The organism is Mesorhizobium silamurunense, assembly GCF_014843905.1.
GTDB classification, from domain to species: domain Bacteria; phylum Pseudomonadota; class Alphaproteobacteria; order Rhizobiales; family Rhizobiaceae; genus Mesorhizobium; species Mesorhizobium silamurunense.
Window position 1 is genome coordinate 14,241 of sequence record NZ_LPVS01000050.1, and the last position, 21,771, is coordinate 36,011.

General features: G+C 63.2%; 24 protein-coding genes and 1 pseudogene. 11 read left to right on the forward strand and 14 right to left on the reverse strand.

The features are described 5' to 3' along the window. Window position 1: 1 nt before the first annotated feature. From AU465_RS13595 to AU465_RS13635, 9 genes and pseudogenes are all read right to left on the reverse strand, one after another. Window positions 2–1,149: pseudogene (locus tag AU465_RS13595) on the reverse strand (GGDEF domain-containing protein). A gap of 703 nt (window positions 1,150–1,852) precedes the next feature. After that, the gene (locus tag AU465_RS13600) at window positions 1,853–2,656 is read right to left on the reverse strand and encodes a DUF72 domain-containing protein (RefSeq protein WP_192247971.1); all 804 of its coding nucleotides are present in this window, start codon (window positions 2,654–2,656) and stop codon (window positions 1,853–1,855) included. Window positions 2,657–2,681: 25 nt separating this feature from the next. Further along, window positions 2,682–3,140: a GNAT family N-acetyltransferase gene (locus AU465_RS13605; protein WP_192247974.1), complete on the reverse strand. Its 459-nt coding sequence runs from the start codon at window positions 3,138–3,140 to the stop codon at window positions 2,682–2,684. Continuing rightward, window positions 3,137–3,547 (reverse strand): DUF302 domain-containing protein, encoded by a 411-nt coding sequence (locus AU465_RS13610; protein WP_192247978.1) that lies wholly within the window; start codon window positions 3,545–3,547, stop codon window positions 3,137–3,139. Before AU465_RS13610 ends, AU465_RS13605 begins: the two co-directional genes overlap by 4 nt. After that, on the reverse strand, window positions 3,547–6,468 hold the full coding sequence (gene uvrA / locus AU465_RS13615) for an excinuclease ABC subunit UvrA (RefSeq protein ID WP_192247981.1): 2,922 nt from the start codon (window positions 6,466–6,468) through the stop codon (window positions 3,547–3,549). Before uvrA ends, AU465_RS13610 begins: the two co-directional genes overlap by 1 nt. A 745-nt stretch (window positions 6,469–7,213) precedes the next feature. Continuing rightward, window positions 7,214–7,498, reverse strand: coding sequence for a hypothetical protein (locus tag AU465_RS13620; protein WP_192247983.1), 285 nt, complete (start codon window positions 7,496–7,498; stop codon window positions 7,214–7,216). 69 nt (window positions 7,499–7,567) lie between these two features. Further along, the gene (locus tag AU465_RS13625; protein WP_281396758.1) at window positions 7,568–8,179 is read right to left on the reverse strand and encodes an ATP-dependent Clp protease proteolytic subunit; all 612 of its coding nucleotides are present in this window, start codon (window positions 8,177–8,179) and stop codon (window positions 7,568–7,570) included. Between the two features lie 14 nt (window positions 8,180–8,193). Beyond that, on the reverse strand, window positions 8,194–8,670 hold the full coding sequence (locus AU465_RS13630; protein ID WP_192247989.1) for an SRPBCC family protein: 477 nt from the start codon (window positions 8,668–8,670) through the stop codon (window positions 8,194–8,196). Next, window positions 8,667–8,981, reverse strand: a complete 315-nt coding sequence (locus tag AU465_RS13635) for an ArsR/SmtB family transcription factor (RefSeq protein WP_192247992.1) — start codon at window positions 8,979–8,981, stop codon at window positions 8,667–8,669. The genes AU465_RS13630 and AU465_RS13635 overlap by 4 nt, the downstream gene beginning before the upstream one ends. Before the next feature lie 238 nt (window positions 8,982–9,219). Between AU465_RS13635 and ssb the strand changes: the two genes are divergently transcribed. From ssb to AU465_RS13650, 3 genes are read left to right on the forward strand one after another with little or no spacing between them, the layout of a single operon-like run. Continuing rightward, window positions 9,220–9,738: a single-stranded DNA-binding protein gene (gene ssb / locus AU465_RS13640; RefSeq protein ID WP_192247996.1), complete on the forward strand. Its 519-nt coding sequence runs from the start codon at window positions 9,220–9,222 to the stop codon at window positions 9,736–9,738. Between the two features lie 22 nt (window positions 9,739–9,760). Continuing rightward, window positions 9,761–10,171: a DUF2306 domain-containing protein gene (locus AU465_RS13645; RefSeq protein ID WP_192247999.1), complete on the forward strand. Its 411-nt coding sequence runs from the start codon at window positions 9,761–9,763 to the stop codon at window positions 10,169–10,171. Window positions 10,172–10,194: 23 nt separating this feature from the next. After that, window positions 10,195–10,620, forward strand: a complete 426-nt coding sequence (locus AU465_RS13650) for an OsmC family protein (protein WP_192248002.1) — start codon at window positions 10,195–10,197, stop codon at window positions 10,618–10,620. Between the two features lie 37 nt (window positions 10,621–10,657). Here AU465_RS13650 and AU465_RS13655 read toward each other — a convergent pair whose 3' ends face one another. The 3 genes from AU465_RS13655 to AU465_RS13665 all read right to left on the reverse strand — a co-directional run bounded on the left by AU465_RS13655 (window position 10,658) and on the right by AU465_RS13665 (window position 12,321). Next, window positions 10,658–11,287 (reverse strand): MarC family protein, encoded by a 630-nt coding sequence (locus AU465_RS13655; protein WP_192248005.1) that lies wholly within the window; start codon window positions 11,285–11,287, stop codon window positions 10,658–10,660. Between the two features lie 93 nt (window positions 11,288–11,380). Beyond that, entirely contained in the window at window positions 11,381–11,758 is a 378-nt protein-coding gene (locus tag AU465_RS13660; protein WP_192248008.1) for a VOC family protein, read from the reverse strand. A 32-nt stretch (window positions 11,759–11,790) separates the two neighbouring features. Continuing rightward, window positions 11,791–12,321 carry a hypothetical protein gene (locus AU465_RS13665; RefSeq protein WP_192248011.1) on the reverse strand — a complete coding sequence of 177 codons (531 nt, stop codon included), beginning with the start codon at window positions 12,319–12,321 and terminating at the stop codon, window positions 11,791–11,793. Between the two features lie 86 nt (window positions 12,322–12,407). On the opposite strand from AU465_RS13665, the gene AU465_RS13670 reads away from it, so the two are divergent. Next, complete coding sequence (locus tag AU465_RS13670) at window positions 12,408–13,244, forward strand: helix-turn-helix transcriptional regulator (protein ID WP_192248108.1); 837 nt, start codon at window positions 12,408–12,410, stop codon at window positions 13,242–13,244. A gap of 190 nt (window positions 13,245–13,434) precedes the next feature. Then, window positions 13,435–16,230 (forward strand): DNA gyrase subunit A, encoded by a 2,796-nt coding sequence (gene gyrA, locus AU465_RS13675; RefSeq protein ID WP_192248014.1) that lies wholly within the window; start codon window positions 13,435–13,437, stop codon window positions 16,228–16,230. Between the two features lie 52 nt (window positions 16,231–16,282). On the opposite strand, the gene AU465_RS13680 is transcribed toward gyrA, so the two are convergent. Further along, window positions 16,283–16,435, reverse strand: a complete 153-nt coding sequence (locus AU465_RS13680) for a hypothetical protein (protein WP_127301494.1) — start codon at window positions 16,433–16,435, stop codon at window positions 16,283–16,285. Between the two features lie 193 nt (window positions 16,436–16,628). Here AU465_RS13680 and coaD point away from each other — a divergent pair, with 193 nt between their 5' ends. The 6 genes from coaD (at window position 16,629) to tgt (ending at window position 20,969) form a co-directional block, all read left to right on the forward strand. Continuing rightward, on the forward strand, window positions 16,629–17,129 hold the full coding sequence (coaD, locus tag AU465_RS13685; protein WP_192248017.1) for a pantetheine-phosphate adenylyltransferase: 501 nt from the start codon (window positions 16,629–16,631) through the stop codon (window positions 17,127–17,129). Window positions 17,130–17,239: 110 nt separating this feature from the next. Next, on the forward strand, window positions 17,240–17,737 hold the full coding sequence (locus AU465_RS13690) for a peptidylprolyl isomerase (RefSeq protein WP_246506087.1): 498 nt from the start codon (window positions 17,240–17,242) through the stop codon (window positions 17,735–17,737). 31 nt (window positions 17,738–17,768) lie between these two features. Beyond that, window positions 17,769–18,281 (forward strand): peptidylprolyl isomerase, encoded by a 513-nt coding sequence (locus AU465_RS13695; protein ID WP_040972289.1) that lies wholly within the window; start codon window positions 17,769–17,771, stop codon window positions 18,279–18,281. 9 nt (window positions 18,282–18,290) lie between these two features. Next, a complete protein-coding gene (locus AU465_RS13700; RefSeq protein WP_192248023.1) occupies window positions 18,291–18,740 on the forward strand; it encodes a DMT family transporter in 450 nt (149 codons plus the stop codon). Next, entirely contained in the window at window positions 18,740–19,837 is a 1,098-nt protein-coding gene (queA, locus tag AU465_RS13705) for a tRNA preQ1(34) S-adenosylmethionine ribosyltransferase-isomerase QueA (protein ID WP_192248026.1), read from the forward strand. The genes AU465_RS13700 and queA overlap by 1 nt, the downstream gene beginning before the upstream one ends. Continuing rightward, entirely contained in the window at window positions 19,830–20,969 is a 1,140-nt protein-coding gene (tgt, locus tag AU465_RS13710) for a tRNA guanosine(34) transglycosylase Tgt (protein ID WP_192248029.1), read from the forward strand. The genes queA and tgt overlap by 8 nt, the downstream gene beginning before the upstream one ends. Here tgt and AU465_RS13715 read toward each other — a convergent pair. After that, window positions 20,966–21,541: a hypothetical protein gene (locus AU465_RS13715; protein ID WP_192248032.1), complete on the reverse strand. Its 576-nt coding sequence runs from the start codon at window positions 21,539–21,541 to the stop codon at window positions 20,966–20,968. The two genes, tgt and AU465_RS13715, sit on opposite strands and share 4 nt — an antisense overlap. Window positions 21,542–21,771 lie beyond the last annotated feature (230 nt).

Sequence of the window (21,771 nt, forward strand, 5' to 3'; positions counted from 1 at the left end):
TTCAAGCGCAGCGGCGGATGTCGAGCACGCGGTTGCGGCCGCCGCGCTTGGCTGCGTAAAGCGCCTTGTCGGCGGCGCTGAGCACCTTGTCGAAGCTCAAGCCTTCGCTGCTGCCGAACGCGAAACCGGCGCTCACCGTGCAATTTAGCCGGCCCGTCTCGGTCTCGATCGCTCGCGCTGCAAAAGCCATCCTTATCCGTTCGGCCGTGCCCTCGACCATCTCGGGCAAGGTGCGTTTCAGCACCAGCGCGAATTCCTCGCCGCCCATGCGGGCGGCGACGTCGGTCGGCCGCAGATTGCCGGACAGTTCTTCGGCGAAGACCTTCAGCACCTCGTCGCCGGCGGCGTGGCCGAACCGGTCGTTGATTGCCTTGAAGCCGTCGAGGTCGAACACCACCACCGCCATGAAGGCGCCGACAGGTGTCTTGCCGTGCCGGTCGAACAACGCGCGACGGTTGAGCAGCCCGGTCAGTGCATCGGTCTCAGCCTCGCGCTTGTGGTGGCGCGCGCGAGCCGCCCTTGGTTGAGCGCCAGCGACAGCGCGCCGATGCCGGTCATCGAGGCGATGACGATGACCAGGCTGAGATCCTCGGCCCAGTTGCTCGGCGCATGGCCGAGGACAACCTTGCCGTCCCATGCGAGCACGGCGGCGCACAGCACGAAGGAGGCCGCGGTCAGCGAATTGAGCAGCGCCACGCCAACAAGCTGCGCCGGCGCCTCCGCGCGGCCTTTCCAATATTCACGCGCCGTGCCGAAAAGGAGCAGAGCCGCAAGCGAGTTCTCGAGCATGAAGCCCAGTCCGTCATAGCCGAGCGCCATGGGCGGCAACGCCAGCGTGAAGGAGATGCCGGCGGCAAGCGCGATGCGCGACAGTGGTGAGCGGCCGGTGTGGAACTGGTGGGCGGCGCCCAGCATCACCGAGAAGCCGAGCAGCAGCAGCGCCAGCGTCAGGACGCCGAGGGATGTTCCGGGCGCATCGATATAGGCGTGATAAACAAAGACCTCGGCCACGACCACCAGCACGCTGATCGCCCATGTCAGCAGGAACTTGTCGGAACGGGCGGTCAGCCAGGTTCCGAACAGCGTGAGGCTGCGGCAGGCGGCGGAGAAGCCGATGGCCAGCAGCAATGAGTTGTAGTCGAGCAGCATGCACCCGTCCTTGCCGGCGCCGGCTTCTGCAACCTGGCGTAGGTGCCTTAATGCGGCAAGGAAGTATCGATAACGTTTCGATAGCGGTGAAGATGCCGGAATTCCTGCGTTATAGGATCGCTGCCGACAACAGCAGGATAAGGCCAATCGCCATCATCAGCAGACCTGGCCAATTCTGTGAAAGGCCGAGGAAACGGAGGCCGCGCCGGCGTGGCTCGAGCGTCGGGCCAGGCGTTGCGAGGTATGGCTTCGGGCGATCCGAGGCTGCAGGTGCCGGATCGCTAAGTTGCCCGCGCCACAGAACTGCGCCCGCCATGTACACAATCCCGGCGACAGTAAGCAATGCCCCGATGAGGATGACAGCCATATCACCTCGCTTTCTTCGGGTTCTCCCGATACTGTGGCCTTAGCCAGCGTCCTGCGGCGCCCAACCGCTATGAAAACCGGCCCCTGGCGAGATAGGCAAAACGGTCGAGATGCCCGGCAAGTTCCGACGGAGCAAGGCAAAGTGTATCCGACACCAAGAGGGCAAATCCGACCGCAGCGAAGGCTCGCCGCTTTAAGGTGTGTTGATATTCAGGTGATGCCGGCCTGCAAATGCCGGTTTCCTGCGCTTCCGGTGCTCACGTACTTCAAGTACGCTCCGCTCCGGTTCTGGGAAACCAACATTTTCGGCTCGGCCTAACCTGAATCTCAACACGCCTCAATCGGTTACCCGCTTCATCAGCGCCATGGCGCCGAAGGGCGCGCGCACCTTGCCCTCGGTGATGAAGTAGACGAAGACATCGCGCGGCTTGACCGGCGCATCGGTCTTGGGGTCGGCGCGCGGCAGGTCGGCCGGCTGCTTGCCTTCGGCCCAGGTTTTTGCCCGCGCCGCCCACTCGTCGAGACCTTTCGGCGTGTAGCAGTCGGGATTGTCGTCGCTGCCGGTCTGCAGGCGGGCATAGACGAAATCGCCGGTGACGTCGGCGATCGCCGGATATTTGGCATGGTCGGCATAGACGATCGCGGCATTGTATTTTCGCGCCAGCGCCGGAAATTCCGGCACGACGAAGCTGTCATGCCGGACCTCGAGCGCATGGCGCAGCGGCATGCCGTCCTGCTTCTCGGGCAGCAGCTTCAAAAAGGCTTCGAAATCGTCCGCATCGAATTTTTTCGTCGGCGCGAACTGCCACAGGATCGGCCCGAGCTTGTCGCCGAGCGCCGCGACGCCCGAACCCAGGAAGCGCATCATCGATTCGCCTGCCTCGCCCAGCACGCGGCGGCTGGTGACGAAGCGGTTGCCTTTCAGCGAATAGACGAAACCGTCAGGCGCTTCGCTGGCCCATTTGACGAAGGTCGGTTCCTTGAAGCTGGAATAGTAGGTGCCGTTGACCTCGATGCTCGGCACCTGGCGGCTCGCATAATGGAGCTGCTTCGCTTTCGACAGCTTGTCCGGATAGAAGGAGGTATCCCATGGCTCGAAGGTCCAGCCGCCCATGCCGGAGCGGATCTTTCCTTGGCTCATCTTCTTCCTCCCAGTTTCAAATTGATCAGGCGGCTTTGCCGACGGGCTTGGTCATGTCGACCACGGTCCAACCCGGCCGGTACGGATTGGGCCGGCGACCCGTCTCGCGATAGCCATAGACCGAATAGAGCGCGATGTTCCGCTCCATCCGCGAATTGGTGTAGAGCCGAACCTCCGGCAGGTGCCACGACCGCGCCTGCTCGTCGGCGAAATTGAGCAGCCTGAGGCCGAGCTTCTTGCCCTGGAAGGCCGGCGCTACGGCGACACTGAAGATCATGGCGTGGTCAGGATGCCGTTCGAGGACAATCAGCCCGGCCAGTTCGCCGCCGCTCTCCAGCAGCCAGATTTCGCCGCGCTCGATGCACGGCGCATAGTCTTCCGTGACAGGGATCGGCGGGGCGCCCAGCAGGGCGGTGTAGGGCGCGTAGGCTTCAATGGTCAGCGCGACGATGGCGGAAAGATCTTCGGAGCGAGCAAGTCTCATGATTGATTGGTTCCAGCAGCGGCCGCGATCACCTTTTCCATGCCTGCGGCGATAGCCGCGATGGCATCGCGGCTAGTCTCTCCGAGCCCGTGACGTTCGGCCAGCCACTGCGCATCATTATAAGACAGCCAGACCTTGCCTTGCTCATCTTCCCAGGCCAATGCCTTCACCGGCAAGTCGATGCCGGCAAGTTGCTGGTCCTGCATCAGCGGGGTGCCACCCTTGGGATGGCCGAAGATCAACAGTACGGTTGGCCGTAGGAACTCACCAATGCTGAGCGCGCCGGCCTCGCGGTCCACGCAGGCAAACACAACCAATCCTGCGCGCATGACCGCATCCATCAGGCGGCTGATGGTTTCGGACACGTCAAAGCGGCTCTCGACCGTGATGAGGCCGTGTGTTGCCATCACTCCGCCGCTTCGCGCTTGCCTCCGGGGCGGCGCTCCAGAAGCTCCTTCAGGAACTGGCCGGTGTAGCTGCGTTTTTCGCGCACGATCGCTTCCGGTGTGCCGGAGGCAACCAGCTCGCCGCCGCCGTCGCCGCCTTCGGGGCCGAGGTCGAGCACCCAGTCGGCTGTCTTGATGACTTCGAGATTATGCTCGATGACCACCACCGTGTTGCCCTGGTCGACCAGCTCGTGCAGCACTTCGAGCAGCTTGGCGACATCGTGGAAGTGCAGGCCGGTGGTCGGCTCGTCGAGGATGTAGAGCGTCTTGCCGGTCGCCTTGCGCGACAGCTCCTTGGCGAGCTTGATGCGCTGGGCCTCGCCGCCCGACAGCGTCGTCGCCTGCTGGCCGATATGGATGTAGCCGAGGCCGACCTGCTTCAGCGTCTCCAGCTTGTCGCGCACGCCGGGCACCGCCGAAAAGAAGTCGACGCCTTCCTCGACTGTCATGTCGAGCACGTCGGCGATCGACTTGCCCTTGAACAGCACGTCGAGCGTCTCGCGGTTGTAGCGCTTGCCGTGGCAGACGTCGCAGGTGACATAGACGTCGGGCAGGAAGTGCATCTCGATCTTGATGACGCCGTCGCCCTGGCAGGCCTCGCAGCGGCCGCCCTTGACGTTGAAGGAGAAGCGGCCGGGCTGGTAGCCGCGCGCTTTGGCCTCCGGCAGCCGGGCGAACCAGTCGCGGATCGGCGTGAAGGCGCCGGTATAGGTCGCCGGGTTGGAACGCGGCGTGCGGCCGATCGGCGACTGGTCGATGTCGATGACCTTGTCGAGGAACTCCAGCCCCTCGATGCGGTCATGCTCGGCCGGATGCTCGCGCGAGCCCATGATGCGGCGCGAGGCCGCCTTGAACAGCGTCTCGATCAGGAAGGTCGACTTGCCGCCGCCGGACACGCCGGTTACGCAGGTGAAGGTGCCGAGCGGGATCTCCGCCGTGACGTTCTTCAGGTTGTTGCCGCGCGCGCCCACGACCTTGATGCGCCGGTTCTTCTTCGCCTCGCGGCGCACTTCCGGCGTCGCCACTTCGAGCTCGCCTGACAAGTACTTGCCGGTGATCGAGGCAGGCGTGGCCATGATCTGCTGCGGCGTGCCCTGCGCGATGATCTCGCCGCCATGGATGCCGGCGGCGGGGCCGATGTCGACGACATAGTCGGCATGCAGGATCGCATCCTCGTCATGCTCGACGACGATCACCGTGTTGCCGATGTCGCGCAGGTGCTTCAGCGTGTCGAGCAGGCGCGCATTGTCGCGCTGGTGCAGGCCGATCGAAGGCTCGTCCAGGACATAGAGCACGCCGGTGAGGCCGGAGCCGATCTGAGAGGCGAGCCGGATGCGCTGGCTCTCGCCGCCCGACAGCGTGCCGGAATTGCGCGACAGCGTCAGATAGTCGAGGCCGACATCGTTGAGGAAGCGCAGCCGCTCGCGGATTTCCTTCAGCACCCTGACCGCGATCTCGTTCTGTTTCTCGTTGAGCTGCGCCGGCAGGTCGGTGAACCACTGGTCGGCCCTGCGGATCGACAGCTCGGTGACCTCGCCGATGTGCCTGCCGGCGATCTTGACGGCGAGTGCTTCCGGCTTCAGCCGATAGCCATTGCAGGCGGGGCAGGGCGTCGCCGACATGAAACGCTCGATCTCCTCGCGCATCCACGCCGATTCCGTCTCTTTCCAGCGTCGGTCGAGATTGGGAATGACGCCCTCGAAGGTCTTTGTGGTCTTATAGGAGCGCAGGCCGTCATCATACTGGAAGGTGATCTCGCGCTCGCCCGTGCCGTGCAGCACGGCCTGTTGCGCCTCCGCGCTCAGATCCTTGAACTTGTCGCCGAGCTTGAAGCCATAGACCTTGCCGAGCGCTTCCAGCGTCTGCGCGTAGTAGGGCGAGGTCGACTTCGCCCATGGGCTGATGGCGCCATCGCGCAGCGAGACATTCTCGTCCGGCACGACGAGGTTGGCGTCGATGGCGCGCTGGCTGCCGAGGCCATCGCAGGTCGGGCAGGCGCCGAACGGATTGTTGAAGGAGAACAGCCTGGGCTCGATCTCGGGAATGGTGAAGCCCGAGACCGGGCAGGCGAATTTCTCCGAGAACATGATGCGTTCATGCGTCTCGTTCTTCGACTTGTTGACCGAGTCCTCGCCCGTCTGGCTGGCGTCGAGCGGCCTGTCGGCGAATTCGGCCACCGCCAAGCCGTCGGCGAGCTTCAGCGCGGTTTCCATCGAGTCCGCCAGCCGCGTCGCCAGATCGCCGCGCACGACGATGCGGTCAACGACGACGTCGATGTCGTGCTTGTACTTTTTGTCCAGCGCCGGCACGTCGGCGATCTCGTAAAAAACGCCGTCGACCTTGACGCGCTGGAAACCCTTCTTCTGCAGCTCCAGCAGTTCCTTGCGGTACTCGCCCTTGCGGCCGCGCACGATCGGCGCCAGCAGATAGAGGCGGGTGCCCTCGTCAAGCGCCAGCACGCGGTCGACCATCTGGCTGACCGTCTGGCTCTCGATCGGCAGGCCGGTGGCCGGCGAATAGGGAATGCCGACACGCGCGAACAGCAGTCGCATGTAGTCGTAGATTTCGGTGACGGTGCCGACCGTCGAACGCGGGTTGCGCGAAGTGGTCTTCTGTTCGATCGAGATGGCGGGCGACAGGCCGTCGATCTGGTCGACGTCCGGCTTCTGCATCATCTCCAGGAACTGGCGGGCATAGGCCGACAGGCTTTCGACATAGCGGCGCTGGCCCTCGGCATAGATGGTGTCGAAGGCGAGCGACGACTTGCCGGATCCTGACAGGCCGGTCATGACGATCAGGCTGTCGCGCGGCAGGTCGAGATCGACGTTCTTGAGATTGTGTTCGCGGGCCCCGCGAATGGAAAGGTATTTTTGGTCGGCCATCGCCGGTCGCCGCCTCAGGTCTGGAATTTGCTGGAGTGGCGGGGTTTCCCGGCCATCCTTTATGTAGGTATTTTCGCCGCCACGTCGAGAGACGCCACAAATCTCGACAGAAGCGTTTAACCGTCTTTCGCGCGGGCGAGCAAGCAGAAAGAACAAAGGCTGAACACGCTCCTGACAAAGCGCTGTGGAAACAATGGATGCGCTGGCGACAGTTCGGCTAAGGCGCCGGTGCCATCGACTTACCTGGACGTAACGTCCCGGCGATCACAATTTTCGGTAACCGGCTATTCAACGGTTGACGCCGGCGACTCACGGGCGCAGTCTCGAAACGTCAACGAAGCCGGCCGTCTTTCGATGGCCTCGTCACCCAGAGGTGGCCTGCGAGACGCCGCAGGCGTTAGCGATTTGCGCTTCGAACGACATTGTCGCAACGGACCCAGGAGCGGAGCATGACGCCACCGGACAGTCCCTTGAGGCTCCACACAAAGATGGAGCCGCGGCGGGCATAAGAGCCAGGGCAGGCGTGAGCGCCAGCCCGACAAACCGTGACCTGCCGATTACGCACAATCAGAGACCATAGTCGGATCGTCGGCTGAACGCCGCGCAGCATCCGAAACAGAACGCCGGCAGTCCACTCCCGGCTAAAATTGGGTTTTAGATCCATGAAAGCCCCGTCCACCTGCGGAAGCAGTGGCGGGGCTTACACTTTTGCGAGCAAGCGGATTCTAAACCTGCCGGTTCGCCATCAGTGGTTGGGTGGCCTGATGCCGCCCGTTGCCATGTCGATGGTTATGCTGCCGGAAATCCTGACATCGGTATCGCCGATCTTGAACGTGCCGTTGCTGCCGGCGGGCAGCGCGTCGTCCGGTTCCGGCTGTGGCGCAGGCTTGGCGATGCGATAATCGCCGCTGACGCCAGGCAATTTCTGCGTCGAGCCGTCGTCGGCAAAAGCCGATGTGCTGCCAATCAGAGCGCCAGCGAGAGCGGCGAGGCCGATGCGCAAATGTCTGGATTGCCGGTGCGTCGTCATTCGCCAACTATAGAGGCGCGCTGGGAGCGAGGCCAGACGCGCAGCAATCAAATTGCCGCGCGGTCGCTGTCATGCCGCCTTCTTGCGCGTGTCGTAAACATGGTCGACGAGGCCCCAGGCCTTGGCCTCCTCGGCGGTCATGAAGTAGTCGCGATCGAGCGTGCGCTCGACCTCTTCGTAGCTGCGGCCGCAATGCCTGGCGTAGAGTTCCGTCATATGGCGCTTGGTGCGCAGGATGTCTTCGGCATGGCGCTGGATGTCGGAGGCCTGGCCCTGGAAGCCGCCGAGCGGCTGATGCAGGACGATCCTGGTGTTGGGCAGAGCGATGCGCCGGCCGGGCGAGCCGGCCATCAAAAGGAAAGAGGCCATCGAGGCCGCAAAGCCCATGCATACCGTCGACACCGGGCAGGAGATGTACTGCATCGTGTCGTAGATGGCGAAGCCGCTGGTCACCACGCCGCCCGGCGAGTTGATGTAGATCGATATCTCCTTGTCGGGATGGTCCGATTCCAGCGACAGCAACTGTGCGCAGACCAGCGCCGACATGCCGTCATTGATCTCGCCGTTGATGAAGACGATGCGCTCGCGCAGCAGCCGCGAGAAAATGTCGAAGGCGCGTTCGCCGCGGCTCGACTGCTCGATCACCATCGGCACCAGATTGGCAAAGGCGCTCGTAGCCAAGTCTCCTCGGTTGATCAGGCCGCGCGCAGCATCATGCATGGCGCATTGGCGGCGGTTGCGTTCTTGCGCGCGTCGAGCGAAAGGCCGCAGCCGGCACCGGCAACGGCGAGGACAGGCTGCGCCACCGGCACGAAGCCGTCATGGACGATGCTGAGATGCGTGCCGCCGGAGACCGTACGCGCAAGTGTAAAGGTGACGATGCTATCGAATGCCGGCAGATGGTCGGCATCTTCGGCACTTGGCCGCTCGCGCCAGGAATAGCGCAGCAGCTTGCCGGGCTCGGCGTCGAGCACTTCGCAGTCGATTGCTGAGCCTGGTCCGGCAAAGGCGAAGCGCTTACCGGTCTCTGGCCTGATGTCGTTCGGCATCATCCAGGCGGCGAGCAGCTCCGGCTCGGTCAGCGCCCGCCACACCTTTTCCGGCGGGTCGGCAAGCTCGCATTCGAAGCTGAGCGGCGCATCGGTCGCTGTCGGGTGTTTTGTAGCCGTCATTGGTCCATTTCCTTCAGAACCGCCTTCAACCTCTCGATGCGCTCCGGCCAGAAGGCGCGGTAGCGTTCGATCCAGCCGAGCAGGGGATCGAGCCCTTGCGGGTCGGCGCGATAATAGGCGTTGCGGCCGGCGCGCCGCTCGACCACGAGGCCGGCGCCGCGCAGCACGGCCAGGTGCTGCGAGACCGCGGGCTGCGATACGCTCATACCGGCGCGCAACTCGGACACCGTCCTCTCGCCGGCTGCCAACCGCTCATAGACGGCGCGGCGGGTAGGATCGGCCAAGGCCCGGAAAATCTCTGTCTCGATCATGGTAAAAGCATAAGTCGATACTTATCGATTTGGCAAGCCGCTATTTGATCGCCATATCGAGATACGGTGGCCTGGCCATGCCTTTGCTGACATTCCTTGACAGAGGCGGTGGCTGGAACTAGAACGAAAAGAGAACAAAAACCTTGTGGGAAAAGCCAGCCTTTGCGGGCGGCGGAGACTCACAGGCTGTAAGGTGCGGCAACATAGATTTTGTTTCGGATGAGCGCGGAGAAGTATCATGGCGGGTAGCGTCAACAAGGTCATTCTGGTCGGCAACCTCGGCGCGGACCCTGAAATCCGCCGCCTGAATTCGGGCGATCCGGTCGTCAACATCCGCGTCGCCACTTCGGAAAGCTGGCGCGACAAGAATTCCGGTGAGCGCAAGGAAAAGACCGAGTGGCATAACGTCGTCATCTTCAACGATCAGCTCGCCAAGGTGGCCGAGCAGTATTTGAAGAAGGGCATGAAGGTCTATGTCGAGGGCCAGTTGCAGACGCGCAAATGGCAGGACCAGACCGGCAACGACCGCTACACGACCGAGATCGTGCTGCAGAAATTCCGCGGCGAGCTGCAGATGCTCGATGCGCGCGGTGAGGGTGGCGGCCAGGTCGGCAACTATGCCGGTGGCGGCAACAGCCGTGGTTCCGATTTCGGCCAGTCCGGCCCGAACGAAGGTTTTAGCCGTGGCGGCGGCGGCGGTTCCAAGGGCGGTGGCGGCGGTTCGTCGCGCGAGCTGGACGACGAGATTCCGTTCTGAGCATAAAGGTCGCGATGATCGTTTGAGGAGAGGCGATGTCGCTGGACCGCTTCTGTCGGCGCCGCCTCCCATTCCGTGGCACGCTTTCGCAGCCATTGCAGCGCTCGCCGTCGGCGGCGCTCAATTGGCGCTGCCGAAAGGAACGATCCGCCATCGCGTGATGGGCTATGTTTGGGCGGCGCTGATGCCGGTCATCGCCGTCTCTAGCTTCTGGATTCAGCAAATCCGCCTGATCGGGCCGTTCAGCCCGATCCATCTCCTGTCGATCCTGGTGCTGGTGACGGCGCCGCTGGCGGTGTGGTATGCGCACGCCCATAAGGTGGCCGCGCATCGCAGCGTCATGATGAAACTCTATGTTTTCGCCCTGGTCGGCGCCGGTATCTTCACGCTGCTGCCTGGCCGCATCATGCACGCAGTCGTGTTCGGTCAATAGGGCGGTATTGCAAGGAGGTCATCGTGAAAGCACGCGTCAAATGGGTCGAGGAACGCACCTTTGTCGGCGAGTCCGGCAGCGGTCACAAGGTCGTGCTGGGCACGGCGCATGGGCCGGAAGGCAGGACGCCGGGGCCAAGCCCGATGGAACTGGTGCTGATCGGCACTGGCGGCTGCTCGGCCTATGATGTCGTCCATATCCTCGAGAAGGGCCGCGAAGCGGTCGAGGACTGCGTGGTCGAGCTCGACGCCGATCGCGCCGAGACCGAGCCGCGCGTCTTCACCCGCATCCACATGCATTTCATCGTCAAGGGCCGAGCCCTGTCGCGAGACAAGGTGAAACGTGCGATCGATCTGTCGATCGAGAAATACTGCTCGGCCACCGCGATGATGGCCAAGACGGCGACGGTCACGCATGATTTCGAGGTGGTCGATACGGTGCAGAAATAGGCAGTAGGCAGTAGGCAGCAGCCAGTAGGGATATTGCTCAGGCCGCCATCAGCGCCCTGACGCCGTCCGCCACGAACTGCACCGCCAACGCCGCAAGGATGACGCCGAGCAGCCTCGTCAGGATCGAGCGGCCGGTCTGGCCGAGGATGCGATCGATGCGCTCGGCCAGCACGAACACCAGATAGGTGAGGACAAGGCAGATCGCGATGATGCCGACCAGCGCGGCTTGAGCGCCAAAACCCTCGAAATGTCCCGACAGCAGCACGGTCGCCGAGATCGCGCCCGGGCCGGCGATCAGCGGGATCGCCAGCGGGAAGGCGGCGATGTTGTGGATCATGTCCTTGGTGATGGCGACGTCGCCGATCTTCTCCTTGCGGTCCTGACGCCGCTCGAACACCATTTCGAAGGCGATGAAGAAAAGCAGGAAGCCGCCGGCCACACGAAAGGCCGGCAGCGTGATGCCGAACACCGACAGGATCGAGGCGCCGGCGACGGCGAACAGCGCCATCACCAGGAAGCCGATCACCGAAGCGCGCACCGAGACCTGCTGGCGCTCATCGCGGTTCATGCCTCGCGTGACGGCGAGAAAGAGCGGCGCCAGCCCGGGCGGGTCGATGGTCACCAGGATGGTGACGAAGGCGTTGAACAGGCTGTCGAAGCTCGGCATCGCTGGTCCCCTCCCGCCGGGCGACGCCCAAGCCCCGCAATTGGTAGAGCAAAGCCGGAGCGGTGGGAACAGGCGGAAGGGGAAATCAGCCGGCTATTGGGCTTTGCTGCAACAGGCTTCCATGCGATACCCGTCCGGGTCGATGACGAACGCCGCATAGTAGTTGTCGCCGTAGGCGGCGCGCAGGCCGGGCGGGCCATTGTCCTGGCCGCCCTCGCGCAACGCCGCCGCATGAAATGCATCGACGCCGGCGCGCGTCGGCGCGGCGAAGCAGAAATGCAGGCCGGAGTCTTTGTCGGCCGGCACCGGGCGGCCGGCCTCGTTGACCCAGAGCTCCACCGTTTTCGCGCCGTAGCCGAGCGAGCCAGGCGACTGGCTGAGGCAGGAATAGCCGAGCGGCTGCAGGGCGGCGTCGTAGAAGCGTTTCGAGGCGTTGGCGTCGCGGACGCCGATCGAGATATGGTCGAGCATGGTTTTCTCCATGATTACAGGTGGTTGACTGCTCAGGCTGGAGTCGCGCGACGGGCGAGGAACTCGACCTCGATGCGCCAAGTTGCGCCGCCGTCATGCGAACGTTCGCCCAGCCAGCGGAACGAGCTTTCGGTGATGCGCGAAAAGCTCCAGCGCACCGAGGAGCCGGTGTCGTCGGCGCCTTGCTGCACTATCATGTCGTCTTCGGCGCGGCCGAGCTGCCGGCTGTAATACTGGTTACGGGGATCGTTCCAGAAGATGTGCCAGGCGTCCACGCCGGGATCGTAGACGCGCAGCGTCGTGCCGTAGAAGGTCCATGGCCCGAGCGATGGCGAGGGACCGGCATCGCGCGCGGGCAGGATCCAGACGTCCTGGACGGCCTTGCCTTCCAGGACCCAGCCGAAATGCACCTCGCCGCGTCCGGTTAGTTTGGTGCCGTCCTCTAAAGTGCGCGTGGCGTCGAACGTCCAGGCGCCGATGAAGCGGCCGTAGAGTTTCAGCTTTTCGGCGAGATCCGGGTTGGGGCCGTCGCTGTGCAGGGCTTCGGCAAAGGGGTCGGTCATGGCTGCTGCCTCGTTTGTCAGGAGAGGCCGAGCAATAGGCGCATGGCGGGGTTCTGCGCTTGGGAAAAATTGCTATCTTCCATGTGATGACGACGACCGCGAAAAACCTTGCGTCGGGTCGAGGTTGGCAGGTATCCGACGTGATCTGCACCGCCGGCGCCGGCGACAAGCCGTTCGAGGAACAGCACCGCAGCTTCTGCGTCGCCGCCGTGACCAGGGGCACGTTCCGCTACCGGACGGGCCAGGGCATGGCGGTGCTTGCTCCCGGCGCCATCCTGCTCGGCAATCCCGGCGCCTGCTACGAATGCGGCCACGAGCATGGCGCCGGCGATCGCTGCCTCTCCTTCCATTTTTCTCCCGCCTACATGGAGCGCCTGGTCGCGGATGTGCCGGGCGCGAAGCGGCTTGGCTTCGCCGGTCCGCGCCTGACGCCCTTGCCGGCGCTGGCGCCGTTGCTGGCGCAAGCGGAGGCCGCGCGGGAAACGGCCGACAGCGAGGCATTCGAGGAACTTGGGCTGCGCATTGCCGGCGCGGTTGTCGGGGCTGCGGCGGATACGTCCGAGATTGCCCGGGCACCCAGCCGGCGCGACCAGAAACGCGTTGCCGAAGCGGTGCGCCTGATCGAGCTCAATGCCGGGCGGCCGCTATCGCTGGCCGAACTCGCCGACGGCACTGCGACCAGCCCCTATCATTTCCTGCGCACGTTCCGGCAGGTCGCCGGTATGACGCCATACCAATTCCTGTTGAGGACCAGGCTGCACCGCGCCGCGGTGCGGCTGCGCGCGTCGGACGAGGCGATCTCGACAATCGCTTTCGACGCCGGCTTCAACGATCTGTCGACCTTCAACCGCCGGTTCCGGCGCAAGATGGGCGAGGCTCCCGGCGCCTATCGCGCCAAACGGGCGGGCGGACGCGGACGTTAGCCAAAGCGGTTCGATATCGCCGACCTTGCCCAGCAAGCGCGAAATGCAGCTTGGCCATATCGTCGCAATCAGCGATATCCATTTGAAATTGCCATCAAAATTGTCTCTGGAAAAGTGTCGCCGCCATTGGAGTTTCAGCCCGGCTTCCTATATAAGCGGCGAGTGATTCCTGACTGGATTGTGACCTGATTTGACCGACCAGAAGACACCGCGCGGGCCGGAGGGCGGCCCCACCGGCATCGAGCCGATTTCGATCATCGAGGAGATGCAGCGCTCCTATCTCGATTACGCCATGAGCGTGATCGTCAGCCGCGCGCTGCCCGACGTGCGCGACGGCTTGAAGCCAGTGCATCGCCGCATCCTCTACGCCTCGCATGAGAGCGGCTACCACTGGAACCGCAAATATGTGAAGTCGGCGCGCCCGGTCGCCGACGTGATGGGTAAATACCATCCGCATGGCGACGCCTCGATCTACGACGCGCTGGTTCGCATGGCGCAGGACTGGTCGCTGCGCGTGCCGCTGATCGACGGTCAAGGCAATTTTGGTTCGATCGACGGCGATCCGCCGGCGGCGATGCGCTACACCGAGTCCCGGCTGACCAAGGTCGCGCATGAATTGCTGGAGGATATCGACAAGGAAACCGTCGATTTCCAGGACACTTACGATGCGTCAGGCAGTGAGCCGAAGGTCCTGCCGGCGCGCTTCCCCAATCTTCTCGTCAACGGCTCCGGCGGCATCGCCGTCGGCATGGCAACCAACATCCCTCCGCACAATCTGGCCGAGGTCTGCAACGGCGCCATCGCCATCATCGACAATCCGGCAATCGATCTGCCGTCGCTGATGGAAATCGTGCCCGGTCCGGATTTCCCGACCGGCGGCATCGCGCTCGGCCGCTCCGGCATCTACAACGCCTATTCGACGGGCCGCGGCTCGATCGTTATGCGCGGCCGCGTCAATATCGAGGCGCGCGGCAACGATCGTGAATCGATCATCGTCACCGAGATTCCCTACCAGGTGAACAAGGCGTCGATGATCGAGAAGATGGCCGAACTGGTGCGCGACAAGCGCATCGAGGGCATCTCCGACATCCGCGACGAGAGCGATCGCCAGGGCTACCGCGTCGTCATCGAACTGAAGCGCGAGGCGGTCGCCGACGTCATCCTGAACCAGCTTTACCGTTTCACGCCGCTGCAGACCTCGTTCGGCGCCAACATGGTGGCGCTGAACGGCGGCAAGCCGGAAGTGCTGACGCTGATCGACATGCTGAAGGCTTTCGTCGGCTTCCGCGAGGAGGTGATCAGCCGGCGCACGAAGTACCTTTTGCGGAAGGCTCGTGAGAGGGCTCATGTGTTGGTCGGTCTTGCCATCGCGGTCGCCAACATCGACGAGGTGATCAAGCTGATCCGCACCGCGCCCGACCCGCAGACGGCGCGCGAGCAGTTGATGGAACGGCGCTGGCCATCCCACGACGTCGCTCCGCTCATCCAGCTGATCGATGATCCGCGCCACCGCATCAACGAGGACGGCACCTACAATCTCTCCGAAGAGCAGGCACGCGCCATCCTCGATCTGCGCCTGCAGCGTCTGACCGCGCTCGGCCGCGACGAGATCGCCGACGAATTGAACAAGATCGGCGCCGAAATCGTTGATTACCTTGACATTTTGTCTTCCCGCGCGCGCATCCAGCAGATCGTCAAGGACGAGCTGATCGCGGTGCGCGACGAGTTCGGCACGCCGCGCCGCACCGAGCTCGCCGAAGGCGGGGCGGACATGGAAGACGAGGACCTGATCCAGCGCGAGGACATGGTCGTGACGGTGAGCCATTCTGGCTACATCAAGCGCGTGCCGCTCTCGCTCTACCGGGCGCAGCGCCGCGGCGGCAAGGGCCGCTCCGGCATGTCGACCAAGGAAGAGGATTTCGTCACCCGGCTGTTCGTCGCCAACACGCACACGCCCGTGCTGTTCTTCTCTTCGCGCGGCATCGTCTACAAGGAAAAGGTCTGGCGCCTCCCGGTCGGCAACCCGCAGTCGCGCGGCAAGGCGCTGATCAACATGCTGCCGCTCGAGCAGGGCGAACGCATCACCACCATCATGCCGCTGCCCGAGGACGAGACGAGCTGGGGCGAGCTCGACGTGATGTTCGCCACCACGCGCGGCACGGTGCGGCGCAACAAGCTGTCCGACTTCGTCCAGGTCAACCGCAACGGCAAGATCGCGATGAAGCTGGAGGAAGAGGGCGACGAGATCCTCGGCGTCGAGACCTGCACCGACAATGACGACGTGCTTCTGACGGCGAATTCCGGCCAGTGCATCCGCTTCCCGGTCTCCGACGTGCGCGTCTTCCAGAGCCGCAACTCCGTCGGCGTGCGCGGCATCGCCATGGCCGAGACGGACCGTGTGATCTCGATGTCTATCATCGAGCATGTCGATGCTTCGCCTGCCGAACGCGCCGCTTACCTGAAGCGTGCGGCGGCCGAGCGCCGCCTTGCCGTCGGGACGGCCGGCGAGGAGGAAGAAATCGCGCTGACCAATGAGGAGATCGGTGAGGAGGCGGAACTTTCCGACGAGCGCTACGAATTCCTCAAGATGCATGAGCAGCTTGTGCTGACGGTGACCGAATATGGCTACGGCAAGCGTTCGTCGTCCTATGATTTCCGCCTGACGGGCCGCGGCGGCAAGGGCATCCGCGCCACCGATGTCTCGAAGGTGGCCGAGATCGGGCGGCTCGTCGCGACCTTCCCGGTCGGCAATGACGATCAGATCATGCTGGTTTCGGACGGCGGCACTGTCATCCGTGTGCCGGTGGAAGGCATTCGTTTCGCCAGCCGCGCCACCAAGGGCGTGACCATCTTCAACACGGCCGAAGGTGAGAAAGTGGTGTCGGTCGAGCGGATTTCGGAGCCGCAGTCGGACGAGGAAGCCGAAGAAGCGCCTTCGGGTGAAGCTGGCTCCGCAGAAGATGCGGGCGAGGGAAACCCCGAATAGGCTTTGGCTACGCGCCATCGGCCCTCTGGGCCGGTGCGATCATGGCTGGAAATCAGAAGCGACGGTAAACGTTGCGGGCGACGAAGCCATCGAGGCGCTTGGTGTTGGCCTTGACGCGCACCCGCGCTGCTTCCTGATGCAACCCGAATGCGGTGGCGATCAGCATCACGATGGTCATTGCAGTGGCAAGCATGTAGATCAGCATTTGCGTGTTCTCCTGCGCTCACAACGATAAAGATGGTGCTTTGGTTTCATCTCCTGAAGCGGCAACCTAGTGAACGCTGCGTGAAGCATTCGTGATTGTCGCATTCATCTGTCGTTCATGTCCGTGAAAAGGTTCACGAGCGGGCACATCAATGGGATTTGCCTTTGTTTGAGAGGCTCGCTAGAAGCCTGCCATGACTGAACGCACCGCCCTTTATGCCGGCTCCTTCGATCCGCTGACCAACGGCCATCTCGATGTCTTGAAGGCCTCGCTTGCCGTGGCCGATACGGTCTACGCGGCGATCGGCATCCACCCCGGCAAGACGCCGCTGTTTTCCTTCGAGGAACGCGTCAAGCTGATCGAGACCGCGACCAGGGCCGAGTTCGGCAGCGACAGCGGCCGCATCAAGGTCGTCTCGTTCGATGGCCTCGTCATCGACGCCGCCAGGAAGCATGGCGCATCGATCATCATCCGCGGCCTGCGCGACGGCACCGATCTCGACTACGAGATGCAGATGGCCGGCATGAACGAAACCATGGCGCCGGAGCTGCAGACGGTTTTCCTGCCCGCCAGCCCTTCCGTGCGCACCATTACCGCCACACTCGTGCGCCAGATTGCGTCGATGGGCGGTGACATCCGCCCATTCGTGCCGGCGGCGGTTGCCGGCGCGCTCACCGCCAAATTCGCAAAGTAATCTTTTCGGAGATCCCAATGCAGCTGAAAAAGCTCGCTTCGTTCCTTGTCGTGCTTGCCGGCCTTTTGGCGGCGTCCTTCCCTGCCTTCGCCGCCGACAAGGAAAACACGATGATCATCACGCTGAAGGACGGCGACGTGACCATCGCTCTGCGTCCCGATCTCGCGCCCAAGCACGTCGCGCAGATCAAGAAGCTGGTGCGCGAGGGCGCCTATGACAATGTCGCCTTCCATCGCGTGATCGACGGCTTCATGGCGCAGACCGGCGACGTGAAGTTCGGCAACATGAAGAAGGGTTTCAATCCCGAAGCCGTCGGCACCGGCGGTTCCGATCTTCCCGACCTGCCGGCCGAGTTCTCGCAGACCGAGCAATTCACCCGCGGTGTCGTCGGCATGGCCCGCTCGCAGGACCCGAATTCGGCCAATTCACAGTTCTTCATCATGTTCGCGCCGGCGCCGAACCTCGACGGCCAGTACACCATCGTCGGCAAGGTCGAGAGCGGCATGGACCTTATCGACAAGATCAAGAAGGGCGATGAGGCGGACAACGGCACCGTCACCGACCCGGACCGCATGATCAAGGTCCGCATCGCCGCCGACGGCAAATAACTTCCCGCAATTTTCAAAAGGATTTTCTGACATGGCTGAGATCAAGGATCGCGAGAACGCGCTCATCATGGAAACGACCAAGGGCCCGGTCGTCATCGAGATGTATCCCGACCTGGCGCCCGGCCACGTCGCCCGCATCAAGGAACTGGCGCGCGAGGGCGCCTATGACGGCGTGGTGTTCCATCGCGTCATCGACGGCTTCATGGCGCAGACCGGCGACGTCAAGTTCGGCAATTCGAGCAAGCCGACCTTCGCGCCATCCCGCGCGGGCATGGGCGGCTCGGACAAGCCCGACCTGAAGGCCGAATTCTCCAACGCCAATCACGGCCGCGGCACCTGCTCGATGGCCCGCGCGCAGAACCCGAACTCGGCCAACTCGCAGTTCTTCATCTGCTTCGACGACGCTTCCTTCCTCAACCGCCAGTACACGGTCTGGGGCCAGGTCATCGAAGGCATGGAGAATGTCGACAAGATCAAGCGCGGCGAGCCGGTGCAGGATCCCGACAAGATCGTGTCGCTGAAGGTCGCGGCCGACGTCAAGTAAGGCATAACGATGATGGGCGCAGTCTGGTCCCTGCTTGGCATCCTGTCCGGCGCCTTCATCGCCATCCAGGCGCCGATCAACTCGCAATTGGCGCGCGGCCTCGGCCTTCCGGTCGCGGCCGCCGCCTTTTCGTTCCTGTCGGGTGCCGTCGTGCTCGGCATCATCGCGGTCGCCGTGGTGAAGCTGCAGGGCATCTCGCTGGACTGGAAGGCGCCGGCGCCGTGGCTGTTCGTTGCCGGCGGCGTGCTCGGCGGCTTCTATGTCACGCTCTCCACCATCCTTACGCCGCGCATCGGCGCCGCCGCGCTGATGGCCTTCCTGGTCGCCGGCCAGCTGATCGCCGGCATGCTCGTCGATCGCGCCGGCTTCCTCGGCGTCGCGGTGCGCGAGATTTCGCTTGGCCGCGTTGCCGGGGCCGTGTTGCTGCTCGCCGGAGCGCTGCTCATCCGGCTGTTCTGATGCGCGTCGGTCTGTTCGACTTCGATCTGCCGGAGGAGCGCATCGCGCTGCGCCCGGCGGAGCCGCGCGACAGCGCCAGGATGCTGCTCGTCAGGCCCGGCCAAGGTCTCGATGATCGAACGGTGCGCGATCTGCCGTCGCTGCTTAAGGACGGCGATGTGCTGGTGTTCAACGACACCAAGGTCATTCCGGCGCAGCTAAAAGGAATCCGCAGGCGCGGCGAGGCGATGGCACAGGTCGAGGCCACGCTGCACATGCGGGTGACGCCGGATCGCTGGAAGGCTTTCATGCGGCCGGGCAAACGCATCGCTGTCGGCGACCGCATCCATTTCGGCCATGACCAGAATTCCTGTTTCCTCGGCCAGCTCGATGCGACAGTGATCGAAAAGGGCGAAGCGGGCGAGGCGCTGCTCGGATTCGACCTCTCCGGCCCGTTCCTCGACGAGGCAATGCACGCCGTCGGTCACATTCCGTTGCCGCCCTACATCGCCTCGAAGCGCGACGATGACGAGCGCGACCGCAGCGACTACCAGACCATCTATGCCAGGGAAGAGGGCGCTGTCGCCGCCCCTACCGCGGGGTTGCATTTCACGCCGGAGCTGTTCGCAGCGCTCGACGCCAAGGGTATCGAGCGCCGCTTCGTCACGCTCCATGTCGGGGCCGGCACCTTCCTGCCGGTGAAGGCCGACGATACTTCCGACCACAAGATGCATGCGGAAATAGGCTCGGTAAGTCCTGAGACGGCGGCTGCGCTCAACGCCGCAAAGGCGCGGGGAGGGCGGATCGTCGCCGTCGGCACGACGTCGCTGCGCCTCCTGGAGAGCGCTGCGCTGGAAGACGGCAGGATCGAGGCCTGGTCCGGACCGACCGATATATTCATCACGCCCGGCTACCGTTTCCGGACGGCCGACATGTTGATGACCAATTTCCATCTGCCGCGCTCGACGCTGTTCATGCTGGTCTCGGCCTTCAGCGGGCTGGAGACGATGCGTTCGGCCTATGCGCATGCCATCGAGAGCCGCTACAGGTTCTACTCCTACGGAGACTCCAGCCTGCTTTTCCGAGCGGAGACGCCCGAAAAGGAACTCAATGACTAACGTTTTCTCCTTCAAGCTGCTCGCCACCGACGGCAAGGCGCGGCGCGGCGTAATCAGCATGCCGCGCGGCGAGATCCGCACGCCGGCCTTCATGCCGGTCGGCACCGGCGGCACCGTCAAGGCCATGTATATGGACCAGGTGCGCGGCGTCGGCTCCGACATCATCCTCGGCAACACCTATCACCTGATGCTCAGGCCAGGCGCCGAGCGCGTGGCGAAGCTCGGCGGCCTGCATGAGTTCGCGCGCTGGCCGCACCCGATCCTGACCGATAGCGGCGGCTTCCAGGTCATGTCGCTGTCGAAGCTCAGGAAGCTGACCGAGAAGGGCGTCACCTTTCGCTCGCATATCGACGGCGCGCCCTACGAGATGTCCCCGGAGCGGTCGATCGAGATCCAGGGGCTGCTCGATTCCGATATTCAGATGCAGCTTGACGAATGCACCGCGTTGCCGGCCAAGCCGACGGAAATCGAGCGCGCGATGGAACTGTCGCTGCGCTGGGCCGAGCGCTGCAAGACCGCGTTCAGCGACCAGCCGGGCAAGGCGATGTTCGGCATCGTCCAGGGCGGCGACAGTGCGGTCATGCGCGTGCGCTCGGCGCAGGCGCTGAAGGCGATGGACCTGAAGGGTTACGCGGTCGGCGGGCTGGCGGTGGGCGAGCCTCAGGCGGTTATGCTGGAGATGCTGGACATAACCTGCCCGGAACTGCCGGCCGACAGGCCGCGCTATCTGATGGGCGTCGGCACGCCGGACGACATATTGAAGTCGGTGGCGCGCGGCATCGACATGTTCGATTGCGTGATGCCGACGCGCGCCGGCCGCCATGGGCTTGCCTATACGCGCCGCGGCAAGATCAACCTGCGCAATGCCCGCCATGCCGACGATCCGCGTCCGCTGGACGAGGAAAGCGATTGCCCCGCCGCGCGCGACTATTCGCGCGCCTATCTGCATCATCTCGTGCGCTCACAGGAATCGCTCGGCGCAATGCTGCTCACCTGGAACAACCTGTCCTACTATCAGAAGCTGATGCAGGACATCCGCGCAGCGATCGAGGCAAAAGCCTTCGAGACGCGCGTTGCCGAGATTTCGGAAGGCTGGGCGAGGGGCGATATTCCGGCCACGGCCCGGTCCTAATCGCGTTTGTCTGAACTGTTTTTGGTGCGCAACTTTACCTGCTGGCGCCATTCTTCAAAAGTCATCCACCCGCGCCGCTGATTGAACCACTCGGTCTCAAGCTGATCCCGGATCTTGGCGTTTGCCGGTTTGAGCATTTCAAAGCCGTACCGGCGATTGGCCTCGTCCAATAGCCCGCGCCTTGCACCCTTATTGCTGCAATCCTCCGGAAGAGGGAATAGGGCCGCAATATGCGCCTTAATTCGACCGACGATTCCGAGACCTATGAAGCCGATGTTGTTGTATGAGTCGCAATAATCTACCCAAAGATCAGGATCATTGCTTTTGATATGCTCCAACAAAACAATGACCTGCTCTTCGTTCCATTCGACGTAACCATTAACAATTTGCCGATGTTTCTTTATGTGAGCTAACAGCTTTTCTCTGCGCAAGAGTCGGTTTTCGGGTTGCCACATGGAAAAGTGAAAAGTGCGTTCGTTCGCAAATCGAAAATCAACTGCGCCAGCGCGATAGTGCTTTCGATGTAAGCCGGGAAACAATTCCTCAATGAATGAACAAATGCGATCACTCATCTCACTGGAAATGAACCCATTTTTGTCCTCGGCATCAAGATAGGACTGCCATTCTTCGGAATAGCGTTCCTGGTAGGACGTGATGATGAGCTTGATCTCCTCGGGGGTCCATTCCTTGATTCCTGAAATTCGACCCGGAAAGGTTGTGCCGGAAAGGTTGTGCGAATTTTGAATGGGATTGACGCAGGCGCTTCGATCTCAGGCATCGTCTGCTACTTCGTTTGAGACGG